At 68.7% G+C, this 12,241-nt stretch carries 15 protein-coding genes and 2 pseudogenes; 5 read left to right on the top strand and 12 right to left on the bottom strand.

The genetic code is table 11. The annotated features are described in order from the left end of the window. Nucleotides 1-33: 33 nt before the first annotated feature. A complete protein-coding gene (locus ACGFMM_RS34350) occupies nucleotides 34-306 on the top strand; it encodes a hypothetical protein (RefSeq protein ID WP_393650435.1) in 273 nt (90 codons plus the stop codon). Nucleotides 307-437: 131 nt separating this feature from the next. Here the strand turns inward: ACGFMM_RS34350 and ACGFMM_RS34345 are convergent, their stop codons facing one another. The 8 genes and pseudogenes from ACGFMM_RS34345 to ACGFMM_RS34310 form a co-directional block, all read right to left on the bottom strand. Then, a complete protein-coding gene (locus ACGFMM_RS34345) occupies nucleotides 438-632 on the bottom strand; it encodes a hypothetical protein (protein WP_393650434.1) in 195 nt (64 codons plus the stop codon). After that, on the bottom strand, nucleotides 629-979 hold the full coding sequence (locus ACGFMM_RS34340) for a DUF397 domain-containing protein (RefSeq protein ID WP_393650433.1): 351 nt from the start codon (nucleotides 977-979) through the stop codon (nucleotides 629-631). Before ACGFMM_RS34340 ends, ACGFMM_RS34345 begins: the two co-directional genes overlap by 4 nt. Nucleotides 980-1,685: 706 nt before the next feature. Then, entirely contained in the window at nucleotides 1,686-2,546 is an 861-nt protein-coding gene (locus ACGFMM_RS34335) for a DUF5753 domain-containing protein (RefSeq protein ID WP_393650432.1), read from the bottom strand. Continuing rightward, entirely contained in the window at nucleotides 2,543-3,079 is a 537-nt protein-coding gene (locus tag ACGFMM_RS34330) for a DUF6879 family protein (RefSeq protein WP_393650431.1), read from the bottom strand. The genes ACGFMM_RS34335 and ACGFMM_RS34330 overlap by 4 nt, the downstream gene beginning before the upstream one ends. Before the next feature lies 1 nt (nucleotide 3,080). Continuing rightward, nucleotides 3,081-3,281, bottom strand: coding sequence for a hypothetical protein (locus tag ACGFMM_RS34325; RefSeq protein WP_393650430.1), 201 nt, complete (start codon nucleotides 3,279-3,281; stop codon nucleotides 3,081-3,083). Between the two features lie 128 nt (nucleotides 3,282-3,409). Continuing rightward, nucleotides 3,410-3,709: pseudogene (locus tag ACGFMM_RS34320) on the bottom strand (HNH endonuclease); the annotation flags it as partial. Between the two features lie 6 nt (nucleotides 3,710-3,715). Continuing rightward, nucleotides 3,716-4,135: a hypothetical protein gene (locus tag ACGFMM_RS34315; protein WP_393650429.1), complete on the bottom strand. Its 420-nt coding sequence runs from the start codon at nucleotides 4,133-4,135 to the stop codon at nucleotides 3,716-3,718. A gap of 11 nt (nucleotides 4,136-4,146) precedes the next feature. After that, nucleotides 4,147-4,608, bottom strand: coding sequence for a MarR family winged helix-turn-helix transcriptional regulator (locus ACGFMM_RS34310; RefSeq protein ID WP_393650428.1), 462 nt, complete (start codon nucleotides 4,606-4,608; stop codon nucleotides 4,147-4,149). A 695-nt stretch (nucleotides 4,609-5,303) separates the two neighbouring features. On the opposite strand from ACGFMM_RS34310, the gene ACGFMM_RS34305 reads away from it, so the two are divergent. Then, entirely contained in the window at nucleotides 5,304-5,528 is a 225-nt protein-coding gene (locus tag ACGFMM_RS34305; protein ID WP_393650427.1) for a hypothetical protein, read from the top strand. A gap of 997 nt (nucleotides 5,529-6,525) precedes the next feature. Further along, nucleotides 6,526-7,215 carry an alpha/beta fold hydrolase gene (locus tag ACGFMM_RS34300; RefSeq protein ID WP_393650426.1) on the top strand — a complete coding sequence of 230 codons (690 nt, stop codon included), beginning with the start codon at nucleotides 6,526-6,528 and terminating at the stop codon, nucleotides 7,213-7,215. A gap of 118 nt (nucleotides 7,216-7,333) precedes the next feature. On the opposite strand, the gene ACGFMM_RS34295 is transcribed toward ACGFMM_RS34300, so the two are convergent. From ACGFMM_RS34295 to ACGFMM_RS34285, 3 genes and pseudogenes are all read right to left on the bottom strand, one after another. Then, complete coding sequence (locus ACGFMM_RS34295; RefSeq protein ID WP_393650425.1) at nucleotides 7,334-7,855, bottom strand: hypothetical protein; 522 nt, start codon at nucleotides 7,853-7,855, stop codon at nucleotides 7,334-7,336. Between the two features lie 427 nt (nucleotides 7,856-8,282). Then, nucleotides 8,283-8,750 carry a hypothetical protein gene (locus ACGFMM_RS34290; RefSeq protein ID WP_393650424.1) on the bottom strand — a complete coding sequence of 156 codons (468 nt, stop codon included), beginning with the start codon at nucleotides 8,748-8,750 and terminating at the stop codon, nucleotides 8,283-8,285. Nucleotides 8,751-9,156: 406 nt separating this feature from the next. Then, nucleotides 9,157-9,645 (bottom strand): annotated as a pseudogene (locus ACGFMM_RS34285) (transposase); the annotation flags it as partial. Between the two features lie 269 nt (nucleotides 9,646-9,914). On the opposite strand from ACGFMM_RS34285, the gene ACGFMM_RS34280 reads away from it, so the two are divergent. Further along, nucleotides 9,915-10,538 (top strand): hypothetical protein, encoded by a 624-nt coding sequence (locus ACGFMM_RS34280; protein ID WP_393650423.1) that lies wholly within the window; start codon nucleotides 9,915-9,917, stop codon nucleotides 10,536-10,538. After that, nucleotides 10,535-11,011, top strand: a complete 477-nt coding sequence (locus ACGFMM_RS34275; RefSeq protein ID WP_393650422.1) for a hypothetical protein — start codon at nucleotides 10,535-10,537, stop codon at nucleotides 11,009-11,011. Before ACGFMM_RS34280 ends, ACGFMM_RS34275 begins: the two co-directional genes overlap by 4 nt. 227 nt (nucleotides 11,012-11,238) lie before the next feature. On the opposite strand, the gene ACGFMM_RS34270 is transcribed toward ACGFMM_RS34275, so the two are convergent. After that, entirely contained in the window at nucleotides 11,239-11,436 is a 198-nt protein-coding gene (locus tag ACGFMM_RS34270) for a hypothetical protein (protein WP_393650421.1), read from the bottom strand. Nucleotides 11,437-12,241: the final 805 nt, after the last annotated feature.

The raw sequence follows: 12,241 nt of genomic DNA, 5'->3' as shown, positions 1-12,241 counted from the left end.
GCGCCCGCGTGGCCTGCTGCCAGGCTCCATGGCATGACGGTTGACAACGCGGGACACGTATCCCACCCAGTCGTGATCAAAGAGGCCTTCACGGGCGACCTTGCGGAGGCCGTTGCCATGGCAGAGTCAGCTACTCACCTCGGCCTCGGGGTCCACATCAGCAACTCCATGCACCACATGGGTGGCGAGCTCAAGGAGATGTGGGACGTCGTGATTGTGGAGGACATCCCCCTGCACGATCGGGAGGCCAGCGGAGCCGCCGCTCTGGCGCGCGTCGCCGTCCGGCAGCAGCGCTCACAGACCTAAGCGCAATAGGCCCGGCCAGCTGCGGCGGGGACGCAGGCCGGCCAAGGCCGTAGGGGCGTGGTGTAGCTACACGGGTCCAGACGCGGCGCGCACGATGAGCGTGCCGACCGTCCGATTCCCGGCCGGGTCGGTCAGTGGTCGGTCAGGCCATCCCGGGCGGCGAGCCGGCCCTTCCGGGTGGCCCCGCCGCAGTCCTCGCACGACACGATCACCGCGCCCTCGATGATGTATCCAACCGTGTTCGTGCCACGGCACTCCCGGCACGGCGTCCGGCTGAGCATCTGCTGCACGTGCCCAAAGGCCCGGCCGACTTCGGCCGTGTTCACGCGGAGGCGGTGATGCCGGCCTGTTCCATCTCCGCGTCGGTGGCGCGGAGGTAGTCGAACTCGCCGGCGGCGGCGCCGTCGAGGAACTTCGTGAATTCGGCCCGGCTGTAGTACAGGACCGGCGCCGCCGGGTCCTTGTCGTCGGACAGGGCCACCATGCGGGTGCCGTCCGGGACGCTCGCGTGCGGGTGTCCCTCGGCCGCGGGGGCCTCGGCCACGATCACGCAGTCCTTCAGGATCGGGTCGAGGTCCGTCCGGCTGGACTTGCGCCAGTCCAGGCCGGGCGCGTTGACGTTCTGGTACGCCTTGGTGCTGCGCCCGTTGCTGATGGTTCCGACAGCGCTCATGCTGCTCCCTTGGTGTGTGCTCGGCGCGGGGCCCTGCCCCGGGCCGGTCGTGCACGTGCCGGGCCGCGTGGCCCGTCCCGTCTCGGCCGTCGACCTGTCCAGGGGCGTGGCGGCCGAGACGGGAGATCAGGTGGTGACGCCGTACACGATCGCGGCGAGGGCGGCCAGGACGACGAGGACGTACACCGCCTGCTTCTGCCGTTCGCTCACCGGCCGACCCTCGTGCGGTGGCAGGGGCAGTCACAGAGGTTCACGAGCGCCTGGCCGCCGAAGCCGTCGGTCTTGCTCGCGAGGCAGCCGACGCACTGATGGCCGCACTCATCAGGGCGCGCCAGCGGCTTGGTCGCAGCTCGTGTAGGGGTGGTCATCGGGTGCTCGCCTCCTCGTGGCGTTGGCGCTCGGAGAGTCGGCCGATAGGCGGGATCGGCTCGGCTTCGATGGGCATCAGGCCGCCTTCCCCGAGAAACCCGTGACCTGCCGAGTGGGCAGGAGGGTCTCCAGTTCTTCCACCCTGCGGGCCTCCGCGCACGAGGCGTGTGCGCGTCGTGTCCAGCCGGGTCCGCTGTTCGCCGGGGTCAGTCCCACGACTCGGTCAGCACCAGGCTGGTTGCAGTAGATGCAGATCACCGGAAGCGCCCCTTAGGTCGGTTGCCGTCCTGTCCTCGACCGTAGGGACGTTGCTCGGAAACCCCGAGAGAATTGCTTGCTATTTCTCGAAGTCGTCCGAGGGTTGCTCTCCAAGGGCGTCGAGCGCGGCCGTAAGGATGTGGCGCGCATCGGCACCGTAGCGGGCCATCGTCGCCAGCCGATCGAAAACGCCCCGGTACAGGCGCAGTTCCTCGGGCTGGGTCAACCTCATCTCGGCAGCGAAGGTCTCGACCATGATGATCCGGTCGTCGAACATCCAGAAGCCGTGCAGCGGGCTCACGGGGAGGCGGATACCGAACGGGACGACGCCTAGCCGCACAGACGCGAGAGACGAGGCGCTCACCAGGCGGTCGATTTGGCCGGCCATGACGTCTCGCGGGGCCGTGCCGTACCGTAGTACGGCCTCGGTGATGACGAAGTGGAAGTGGCGCCCCGGCTGGTACAGGGCGTTCTGCCGCTCCATGCGCGCCTGCACGCCTGCATCGATGTCGTTGGTGATGCCGTACAGGTCGACGACTTCAGCGAGGCGGCAGCGCGCGTACTCCGGTGTCTGCAGCAGGCCGGGTACCCATGTGCTCTCGAAGGCTCGGATCACCTTCGTGGTGGCGTCAACCTCGGTGAGTGCCTGCTGGCGGAGCTTCGTTCCGTCGCGCAGCTGACGACGCCAGTCCGCGTACTGGGTCTCAAGGTTTCGTAGTGCAGCCACGAGCCCGGGCGTGGCCTCGACTGCGTCGCAGGCGGCTGCCCAGGCGGTTATGTCGTGCTCGGACGGGCTCTGTCGCCCGAGCTCGATCTTGCTGACCTTGCTTGCCGGCCAGCCCAACGTCTCCGCGAGCCCCTTGCCGTTGAGCGCGGCTTCACGGCGGAGCTCACGAAGGCGTCGGCCGAGCGCCTCACGCGCTTCGTGGATCTTGGTCACCGCGCGTCGGCCCGCCCGGCAACGTAGTCGGCATACGGGACGGCGTGGTGCCAGGCCGTGTCACGCAGGTAGCTGTGCCGGACGACCTCGGCCGGGTCCTCGATGATCTCGGTGCCGAGCGGTACTCCCTCGTCAGTGAAGTGCATGCGGCCGAGGCGGCGAGAGTCGAAGAGCCAGTAGTCGTAGTCGGGCAGGGCCAGCTTGTCCGCTTGGTCCTGCGGCAGGTACCGGATGTCCTCGCCGACCTGCACGTTGAACTGGCACAACCACAGCTCGAACTCGAGGTAGTCGGTGAGAACTTCGGGTACGACCCGCACCCGCTCGATCCGCTTGCCCAGCTCGATGCCGCGCCGCATGGTGTCGAGCCACGGCTGGAACCAGTCCGTGCCGGGGTCCTCGCCGTGACGATGGCGAGCGAACGGTTCCTGCTCCTCGTCGACGGTGTAGAGCGTCCGGGTTTCCAGCCGCCAGGCCGTGTGCTCGAAGTCCTCGAAGAGGCTTCCGAATGCCTCGCCTGTAATCAGGTCGGGCACGTCACTCCTTGGGTGCGAATCGGGTGAGGAGCTCGCGGGGGACCTCGACGAATGTCTCGCCGTCGAGGACGTCCCGCAGCTGGCCGAGCGCCTCTTCGTCGGTGACGACGTAGCCCTGAACGACGATGGTTCCGCGGTCGGTCTCGTACAGCGTCGGGCAGTTGCCGCCGCCCGAGGTGGTGCCGATAAAGCGTAGCTTCATGTCGCTTCCCCTCTCGCAGACATTTCTCGAAATTGCAGCAGTCTGTGCAGAGTTGGGCAAGGGCGCGTTCCAGACACGACGAAGCCGCCCCCTTCCACCCGAAGGCGAAAGGGGGCGTCGGGGCCCGGCTACGGGGCGGGCGTGTAGTGGACGACGGTGGTCTCGCAGGCCTCGGCGTACACGGTGAGCGCGTCGACTTCGGCCTGGTCCGCGGACAGGCCCCAGCGGACCTTCGTCGCGATCCACTCGCCGACGTACCGGCAGTGCGCGTCCGGGACGGGCGGCATCCACGCGGCCGGGTCGCGGTCGGCCTTGGCCCGGTTGCTCCGCGCGGTGACCTCCACCAGGGAGGTCGAGGCGTTCTGGTCGTTGGCGTACGCCTCCCGCAGGGTGTGGGTCCAGGCGGAAGCACCGGAGTCCCAGGCCTCACAGGCTCAGGCGCCGGTTTCGAGGATGCGCTTGAGGGTGGCGAGTTCGGTGTCGACCAGGGCGACCTGCTCGTCGAAGAAGGCGTCGGTGAAGGCCGGGGGCTGGAAGAAGGTGATCATGAATTCGGAGCCGGGCCCGTTGGCGACGACGCGGGCGGGGACCTGCCAGGATGCCTGTTCCTCGACGTAGTCGTGGTCGAGGATGCCGAGTTCGGCGTTTCCGCGGATGCGGAGCCTGGCGGGGCCGTGCGGGGTGGTCATCAGCCACCAGTCCGGCTCGTCGGTGGGCTCGATCGCCTTGACGTTGACGATCGCCCAGGCGGGCCAGTTGGCCGCGTCAGCGAGGAAGGCGAAGACGTCGGCGACGCGACGCTCGATAGTGACGGTCTTGGTGACCGAGCGGGCGGTGGTGGTGGGGGTGCTCATGGTGGCGCCTTTCAGGAGGTTGGCGGTCGGGTGGGCTGCGGGTGGGCTTCGCCCAGCACGCGGCGTGTCCATTCCTCCAACTGGTGGCGCTGGGCCGGGTCGAGGCCGGCGAAGAAATGGGCGTCGTTGCGGTCGGCAATCTCGGCCAGCCGCGGGGCCAGGTCGCGGCCGGTGTCGGTCAGTGCCAGCCGCAGGGTGCGGCGGGATGCGGGGTCCGGTTCGCGAGTCATCAGGCCCTTGGCGGCCAGGCGGTCGACCAGGCGGGAGACCGCGCCGGCGTCAATGTCCATGTATCGGGCCACTTCCCGGGTGGTGGTGGCGTCGCCGCGGTGGACGGTGATCAGGACCGCCCACTGGGAGACGGTCACGTCGTGCTGGGCGAGTTCTCGTTCGAACCGGCCGTGGACTTCGTCGGAGAGCCGGCGGAGCCAGTAGCCGAGATGATCACGCAGGCCGCTGCTGGAAGCTGTCACTCTTCCAGAGTGAATGTCGCGACAACTGTTGTCAAGACAACAGTAGGGCTCCTCCTATGGGTGACCGCCTACGCGTGAGGCCACCATGACAAGTAGTGCACGGGACCTTACGGACGGTGCGCGTACGCCTGCGACAATAACGTTGTCGACCACCAGGCGGCCCTCGACCCGGTGGCCGACAAACTCGTACTTCGTGCCCCGCAGCGGCACGGTCGTCATCGGCCCGCCCCGGGCACGCCGTACAGGCCGGCACAGATCGCGCAGGCGTGGCCTCGCGGCGCGGAGGTCAGCCCTGGAGGGCGTGTGCCGCCCTCAGCTTCCGCGGGGTTCGAGGGAGCCGTAGGGCCGTGGGCGACGCGTAGGGCGTAACGCCCTGGTGGTCCGCTTCACGGGTCAACCTCTGAGAGGTGTAGCCGGGTTGTTGTGAAGCGACCGAACCACGTGTTGCACAAGTCCCGGGCGTCTGATGCGCTTTCGCAGGTCGGTCGCGGACAACTACCGGTTGCGAGCCAAGGAGGGACCTACATGACGGGCAACGAGGGCCACCCCGCAGGCAAGCCGGGGCGGCCCAGAGTGGGCAAGGCTGGCAAGGCCCTCACACGGGAAGCAGAGGATCTGGCCCACTGGCTGTGTGAGCTAACGGAGTCCCAGGGCGTCCGCGGGATGGCCAAGCGCGTTGAGTTCGAAAAGACCAGGTGGGGCCCGAATATCTCAACGGCGGTGTGCTGATCCCCAGCTGGCTGCTGGAGATGGTGGTTCATGACCTGGTACCCGAGCACCGACGGCAGTTGACGCTGAAAGAGGGCAAGCAACTGCTGGAGCAGGCGGAACGCGGCGGCCTCGGCCTGGAGCCGCCGGCCCGATTCGCCAGTGTCGTAGCCGGGTGGGGTGAAGCGCAGCAGCTTCGGCTGGGACAGTAAAGCCGTCGTGGTGGCCGGCACCCAGCGGTGCACAGCACCGAACCGCAGGAACTCCCCCACCACGGTCATGACCGCGTTCGCCGTCCCCCACGACCGGTAACGGACTGGCCCGGGGCGGAACAGGCGTCTCAACCAGCCACCGCTGCAGGTCGGCCAGGTCCAGAAACCCGGGGATCCGCCAGTCCAGCCGCCGTATCCGGCAGTAGTTCAAGTACAGAGCGACCCGCCCCGCGTACGCGCGCTCGGTGTTCGGCGAACACCCCCGCGCCCGCAACGACGCCGGGAACGCCACCGCCTCGGTCTGCAGGTCGAATGAACGGGCGTCGACCACCATCAGTTCCTCCGCTCGGAGGCCGTCTCCTGTCCCTCCTGCCGAGCCTTCTGTCGGTAAGCTGCGTCGCTCAGTGTCAGACCTGCCAGTCCGATGAGCAGGCTGAACGCAGCAACGAGATCCTTCACCATGCGCGGATTCTGGTGTGCGGGCCCCGCCGCGTCATTGCGCAACCCCGGCTGCACGTCCAAAGAGCCTCGCAAGTCACCCTGGGCGCCCTCCTTGAGGTAGTCAGGCCACAGAGCGGGGGAGGCGAAGTCGCGCCCACCCCCCGAACTGCTACTTCCGGCCCAGCGGTGGAGGGACAACGACGGTCGGCCGGTCACGGTGGGGGCAGAGCGGGATCTCCTGCGTCACCTGGCCCCCCTTGTGGTTGCTGGAAGGTTCCCATCCACGCCGTCCGGGCGTGGGCTGTCGGGTCGGATCGTCATGGGCTGCGCTGATGGCGCTCTTTGAAATCGGCCACCCCCTGCTCGGAGGCGGCCCCACACCTGCTCAGTGGATCTCCCCACGGACGAGGAGGCCGGGGCGTGGTTCCGGTGCCCAGCCCAGCGGCTCCCCTGCCTGGGCCACCCCGGAGGTGCGCGGCCGATTCCCGGTGTCGACTTGAATGCGTTCGGTCAGGCGCGCGGACGAGCGGTCCGCGCCGAGCAGAGGAACGTGCCCATGGCATCGAAGAAGCCCAGCATCGTCTTCGCCCACGGCCTGTGGGCCGACGGCTCCTGCTTCAGCAAGCTGATCCCCACCCTGCAGCGGGAAGGCCACGAGGTGATCTCCGCCCAGAACACCCTGGACTCCCTGGAGGGCGAAGTCGACGCCGTCCATCGCGCCCTGGATCGAGTCAGCGCCCCCGCGATCCTCGTCGGCCATTCCTGGGGCGGGTTCGTCATCAGCGCTGCCGGAAACCACGAGAAGGTCGCAGGGCTCGTCTACCTGGCCGCGCTCAGCCCCGAGGCCGGCGAGAGCGCCCAGGAACAGATCGGCAGGTTCCCCCAGCCCGAACTGTTCTCCCACCTGGACGAGGAGAACGGGCGCATCTGGATCGCCCGCGACGGCATCTCGTACTTCTGCGGCGACCTGCCCCCAGAGGACCAGCAGCTCGTCTGGGCTACCCAGGGAGCCCCGCGCGCAGAGATGCTCACGTCCACGACCGACAACCCGGCCTGGAAGTCCAAGCCCAGCTGGTACCTCCTCACCACGGGCGACCAGGCCGTCCATCCCGATCTTCAGCGCTTCGTCTCCCAGCGAATGGGCTCCACCACGGTCGAGGTCGACAGCAGCCACGTCCCCATGCTCTCCCGGCCCGAGACCGTCCTGAACGTCATCCGCACCGCAGCCGACGCCGTGACCACATAGCCTCACCGGCAGCCGCGATCGCGCCGTTGCCGACCGTCGGCAGGTGCCTCCCGTAGAACGGGGAGGCACCACGTCGTCCGGCCTCTTTGGGGTCGCCGCTTTCCGTCCAAGCCTCCGGTCAGGGCCCTTCCGTCAACCGTTGGATCGTCCTCCAGCGCGGGGCGTCGTCATCAGGGACGTCCGGAGACGCGAAGTGGAAGGGCACGCCAAGGTGGCCCGCCAGCGCCCGGCCGGCCTCGGCGGCGGCAACACCAGGAGGAGGACCATCGGATCGGTGGTAGACAGTCGCCAGGCAGCCCTCCCCATCCGGGGCGTCCAGAACCGCGACCAGGAGCACGAACCAGTCGTGCACGGTATCGCCGTCCCAGAGCGCCTCGACCGCCGCCACACGGCCCGGGAGAGCAGCGGCGCGGGCCGCGAGCGAGGGGAGGTCCAGCGGATCAGGCGGCGTGCGCTTCACACGGTCGCCCAGAGCCTGGTATCGCGCGTGGACCACCCGCTCGGCTTCGTGCAGGCCAACCCCCAGCGGGCGCAGTGCCTCCCAGACGGACCTGACCGCCGACAGCCGCCGGTCGCGCAGCACGTCGGCATCGACCTCACGGCAGGTCCGCTCCTCCAGGTAGGCCCACCAGCCGCTCACTGGGCCACCAGCCGGGATCTCAGGGTGCGCGTCATAGGTTCGAACCTACGCCAGGACTCGGTGCTCGCCCTGGCCGCCCTCTTGGTGGTGCTGTCGAATCCCGTGACCATTCCGCCCTGGTCTCCTGGGCGCAGGAGAACACAGTGACGATCCGGCCGGGTGACGGGCAGTTCACGACCCAGTCGTACGGCCTGTGGTCGAACGCGAAGTAGCGGGTATGGGTCGGCCCCGCCAGCGGGGGGGATGGCTGGCGGGGCCGGGGTGAGCCGTGACGGGGGACGTCGGGGGCCCGGGGCCACTGTGGCACGGCCGGGTCCGGAAGGGGCGCGGGAACACCGGGGCTCCCGGACCGGCCGCGCGGGAATCATCCTGGCGGACGAACAGCATCCTGGTCTCGAGCGCTTCCCCTCGGCCAGTGGCACTGGAGTCAGGGGCGGGGCTTGGCGGTGATGGGCTTGTCGATGTGGGGATGCTCGATTTCACAGCCGACGCCGGCGGCGCGGAGGTGGTCGCCGATCTCTTCGGCGATGGCCACTGAGCGGTGCCGGCCTCCCCCGCACATCACGTGGACGTCGACCCGCTTCAGCTGGTGGGAGCCAGTCCGCTGCTGCCGCGCTTCGGCGTCCAGCAGGGCGAGAACCATGCGGGCGTTGCGGCGTACGAGCTGGTCGGCGCCGGGGGTTGCCATGACGTAGCGGCGGACCTCGGGGTCGAGGCCGTTGGAGTGGAGCATGCGTTCGGGGACGGCCGGGTCGTCCGGGGGGTTGCGCAGGATGCGGGTGTCGACGAGGACGGCGTCGCCGGAGGGGGTGTCGACGTGGTTCTCACCGTAGCTGGTGATCACGCACTGGACGAGGTCGCCGAAGTGTAAGTGCGTGGTGCTGTTGCTGGTCATGCCGGTCCTTCGGTTGGGTCGCCGTCGGCGGATTCAACGATCGCAGCCGACGCGGCGGGGCGAGGGTGGTTTCCTGCTGACTCATACGTGGCGGGCGGAGACCGGACTCGGAGGCCCGGTCGCTTCGCTCGCCTGGTGAGCTTCAGTGGCCGATGTGGGCGGCGCGGCGGATGGTGACGTCACCCGGCTCGGCCAGGCGGGCGGCGTGCTCCGCAGCAGCGGCGACGTCCGGGGCCTCCTCCACGCGGACCCCACGCCTGGTCTTCTCTGCCGCGACCGTGCTGGTCTCCTCGCCTCGCTGCACGGTGGCGATCGCCGAGTGGACCGGCATCAGGATCACGCTGACGGCGAGTGCGAGAGCCTGACCGAACTGGGAGCCGACCGCGAGCGTGCGGGCCCAGCCGGCCGGCTCGAAGACGACCAGGACCCGGCCCTCGGCGAGGGGCCGGGCGACCGTGATGTCGGCGCGGACCGCCGCCGGGCACTCACGCAGCAGCGAGCGGAGCTGGTCGGCGATCTGCTGCCGGTTCCAGGCTGCGCCTTGGTGGGTACGGGCGAGGACGCCGATGGCCTGGGCCAGGTCGCTGTCCGCGGGCAACGGCCGGTGCGTGTGCGTGTCGGTGCGGATGATGCCGGCCAGAACCGAGCGCGTCGCCGGGGTCGGACTTCTTGCTGCTCACGCCGTGCCGTCGCGGTAGCGGTAGCGGTAGACGGTCATCGGATCGACCGCGAACACCTGCCAGGTGCCGGTCAGCAGGGTGGCGACCAGCAGGCCACGGCTGGTCTCGATCGCGACCAGGATCGGTGTCTCGACGCTGTCACCGTGCTCGGTCAGGAGGTCGAGCACGATCTGGTATCCGTCCAGGTCGTCGTCGATGCGCCACTTGGCCAGCAGCAACGCGCCCACGCGGCCCGAGCAGAGCCAGTTACCGAATGAGGACCTGCTGCCTGGCTGCCCGAACCACAGGGTGCGAACAGTCAAGTGACTGGCTCGCCGCGGGACCTCAAGTCCTCCTCAGAAATGATCCACTTACGAGCCTCGTCTCGGCTCATGCCTCTAGGGTCACAGGCGACCCGCCTCGACCAGGAGGCGCAATGCAGGGGGAATTCATGCACAACGAGATGGGGCGAAGGCTCATCGCCCTACCTTTCGCCCCTTTGGCCATGGCGACGATAGCGACCTCCACGACGACGGCCTCCCCGGAACGCGTCCGCGAGTCCGCGACCACTGAGTCCGCTGTCGGCTACGTGTCCGATCCGAACGCGGCGTACGACCCGATCGACGACACGATGGCGAAGCTGCCGGAAGTCGACGCGAAGAAGGAGCCGCTGACGAGCGGTCCGGTACCGATGCGCTGCGACAACCCGGTCAGGACCTGGTACGAGATCGCCTCGGCCCCCGTGCACCACATCAAGTGGCCGGGCACGTCCTTCAAGGACGGCCCCGGCGGCACGATGGTGGTCAAGGTCGAAACCGCAGGCAAGCCGAAGATCGAGGGCACGGCAGGCTTTGAGACCGAGGTCAGCGGCGTCGTCGCAGCGGCCAAGGCCAAGGTGGACGTGACGCTCGGAGTCGAGGTGGGCATCACCGTCGGACACGAATACCGGCGCAACATCGGCAACGCCAAGTACGGGCACACCGCGTACGGCTCCTGGGGCCGCAAGGTGACCTGGAAGAAGTACTGGACCAGCGCCGACAGGTGCGGCAAGACTCTGGCGCGTTCTGGCACGTTCAACATTCCGGACAGGGACGAGCTCGGATGGCGCTACTGGGAGACGAGCTCATGATCCGCCAACCCGCCCCCGTAGTCCTGGCGCTCGCGCTCGCCGCCTTCGCTTCCGGCTGTACGGGCGAAGGCCCGGCTCCGGCGGCCAAGTCGCCCACGGCGGTGCCGTCCGCGACAAGAGGCACCCCGCCGGCGAGCCCGGACCTCCTTGCCGAGCGTGCAAGCAGCGCCGTTTCGGGGATCTCGGACGAGGAGGCAGCCTTCGTGGAGCGAGGGCAGAGCACGGTCCAGGAGGGGACCCGTAACCTCTCCCCTTTGACGAAGGGGATGAGGTACGAGGTCGTCGTCGCGTGTGCTGGCGCGGGGGCCGTCGAGGTGACCATCGGTGCTGCGCCCTCCCAGGTGCAGAACTGCGACGGCAAAGCCGGCACCTACCGGATCGAATCAGCGCCTGCCGAACTGGCCATTGCCGTCAAGGGACGGCCGGGCGCTTCGGGCGCGATCGCCTGGCAGGTCAACTCGGAGCCCCGGTAAAGCTTCGTCCAGGAGGCGACGCAGGCATCTCGCTGATACCTGTGCTGATCAACCTCCACATCCGTCGCCATCACGATGAGAAGCAGCTCAGGCACTGAAGTGGGGGTCAGCAAATGCCGGGGTGCGACGACACCGGATCCACCCCCGCGTTTGGCTCGGCGACGAAGGCCCGGGTCGTCGTCCTCAACCGCAGTTGAGAGACGACGGCCGCGCCCTTACCCTCTCGGTCAACGCCGGTAGTCGTCCCCGTCCTCCAAGGCTGGGGGCGCCAGCCAGGTCAGGGTCTCCAGAGGCGACTTCAGGCGCAGGGCCGGACCGGGTACGGGCCTCATCACGGCAGAGGCCTCATCGCTGAAGTAGACGACAGGCTCGTCCGGGGCGCCCGACGGGCCCGGGCTCTGCCGTGCGGTCTTCGTAGTGGTCATCTGGTCCCCCTGGTTCGTCACGGGCCATGCCTGGTTGAAGGCACACAGGCCGGCTGCAAAAGCGTATCCGGTTTCCGAACCGCGGCCCGAGGAGACTTCTTCGGGCCGCTTCCGCAGGTGAGGCCTCTCTCGCTCCTGATCGCCAGCTCGATGCTCCCCGAGCAGCCCCGGGTGCGAGCGTCTGCCGCCGCGGCGCGCCCCGTACACCGCTCCCGGTATCGAGTCTCAGCGCTCGTCCGCCAGCACCTCACGATCACCGCTCGAAAGCCCCCGGACCGGTCGCAGCGGCCGACACAGCTCATACACCAAGCGGGGCGCGCCCGCCGGCATCCGACCGGAGGCAGGCGCGGCGCTCTTGCTGACAACGTGGGTCATCTCGTCCATGAGCAGCATGGAGGGCTTGAGCGGCACGAGGGCGACGTCGAAGGCCGAGCCTCGCTCAGGGATCTCGCGCGCCAGTCAGTGGAGCTCTTCGTTGCCGCAATGGTGCGCTTGGAACTGGGCCTTGTCCATGAACACGGTCCCACAGTCTCCCGTCGTGTCCTCGAACGGTCCGATCTGATTCAGCGGGGTCTCGGTGTGTGCCGACCAGCTCGAGGACCCTGCTCGCTTCAGCGCTCCACCTCGAAATCACGAGTGGTGATCGCGGGGTGACGGCTTGTCAGTGGCGGGTGCTTGGATGGGGCGGTTGCGCAGGGAGGCGCAGCACAAACCAGGGAGGGGTCTGCGACGTGCCGTTCATCAGGGAGTACACGAAGAGCGACGGGACAGTGGTCCGAGGACATTGGCGGGCGCCGGCGGGGAC

Source organism: Streptomyces sp. NPDC048604 (assembly GCF_043199435.1).
Lineage (GTDB): Bacteria > Actinomycetota > Actinomycetes > Streptomycetales > Streptomycetaceae > Streptomyces.
Note: the sequence above shows the minus strand (reverse complement) of the source record. Positions and strands in the feature narration are given on the sequence as shown.

Bases quoted from the DNA above. Each gene is read 5' to 3' on its own strand.
- ACGFMM_RS34275 (WP_393650422.1), top strand. From the start codon at position 10,535: ATGATCCGCCAACCCGCCCCCGTAGTCCTGGCGCTCGCGCTCGCCGCC.
- ACGFMM_RS34340 (WP_393650433.1), bottom strand. From the start codon at position 979: ATGAGCGCTGTCGGAACCATCAGCAACGGGCGCAGCACCAAGGCGTAC.
- ACGFMM_RS34315 (WP_393650429.1), bottom strand. From the start codon at position 4,135: ATGAGCACCCCCACCACCACCGCCCGCTCGGTCACCAAGACCGTCACT.
- ACGFMM_RS34270 (WP_393650421.1), bottom strand. From the start codon at position 11,436: ATGACCACTACGAAGACCGCACGGCAGAGCCCGGGCCCGTCGGGCGCC.
- ACGFMM_RS34280 (WP_393650423.1), top strand. From the start codon at position 9,915: ATGGCGACGATAGCGACCTCCACGACGACGGCCTCCCCGGAACGCGTC.
- ACGFMM_RS34290 (WP_393650424.1), bottom strand. From the start codon at position 8,750: ATGACCAGCAACAGCACCACGCACTTACACTTCGGCGACCTCGTCCAG.
- ACGFMM_RS34325 (WP_393650430.1), bottom strand. From the start codon at position 3,281: ATGAAGCTACGCTTTATCGGCACCACCTCGGGCGGCGGCAACTGCCCG.
- ACGFMM_RS34350 (WP_393650435.1), top strand. From the start codon at position 34: ATGACGGTTGACAACGCGGGACACGTATCCCACCCAGTCGTGATCAAA.
- ACGFMM_RS34300 (WP_393650426.1), top strand. From the start codon at position 6,526: ATGGCATCGAAGAAGCCCAGCATCGTCTTCGCCCACGGCCTGTGGGCC.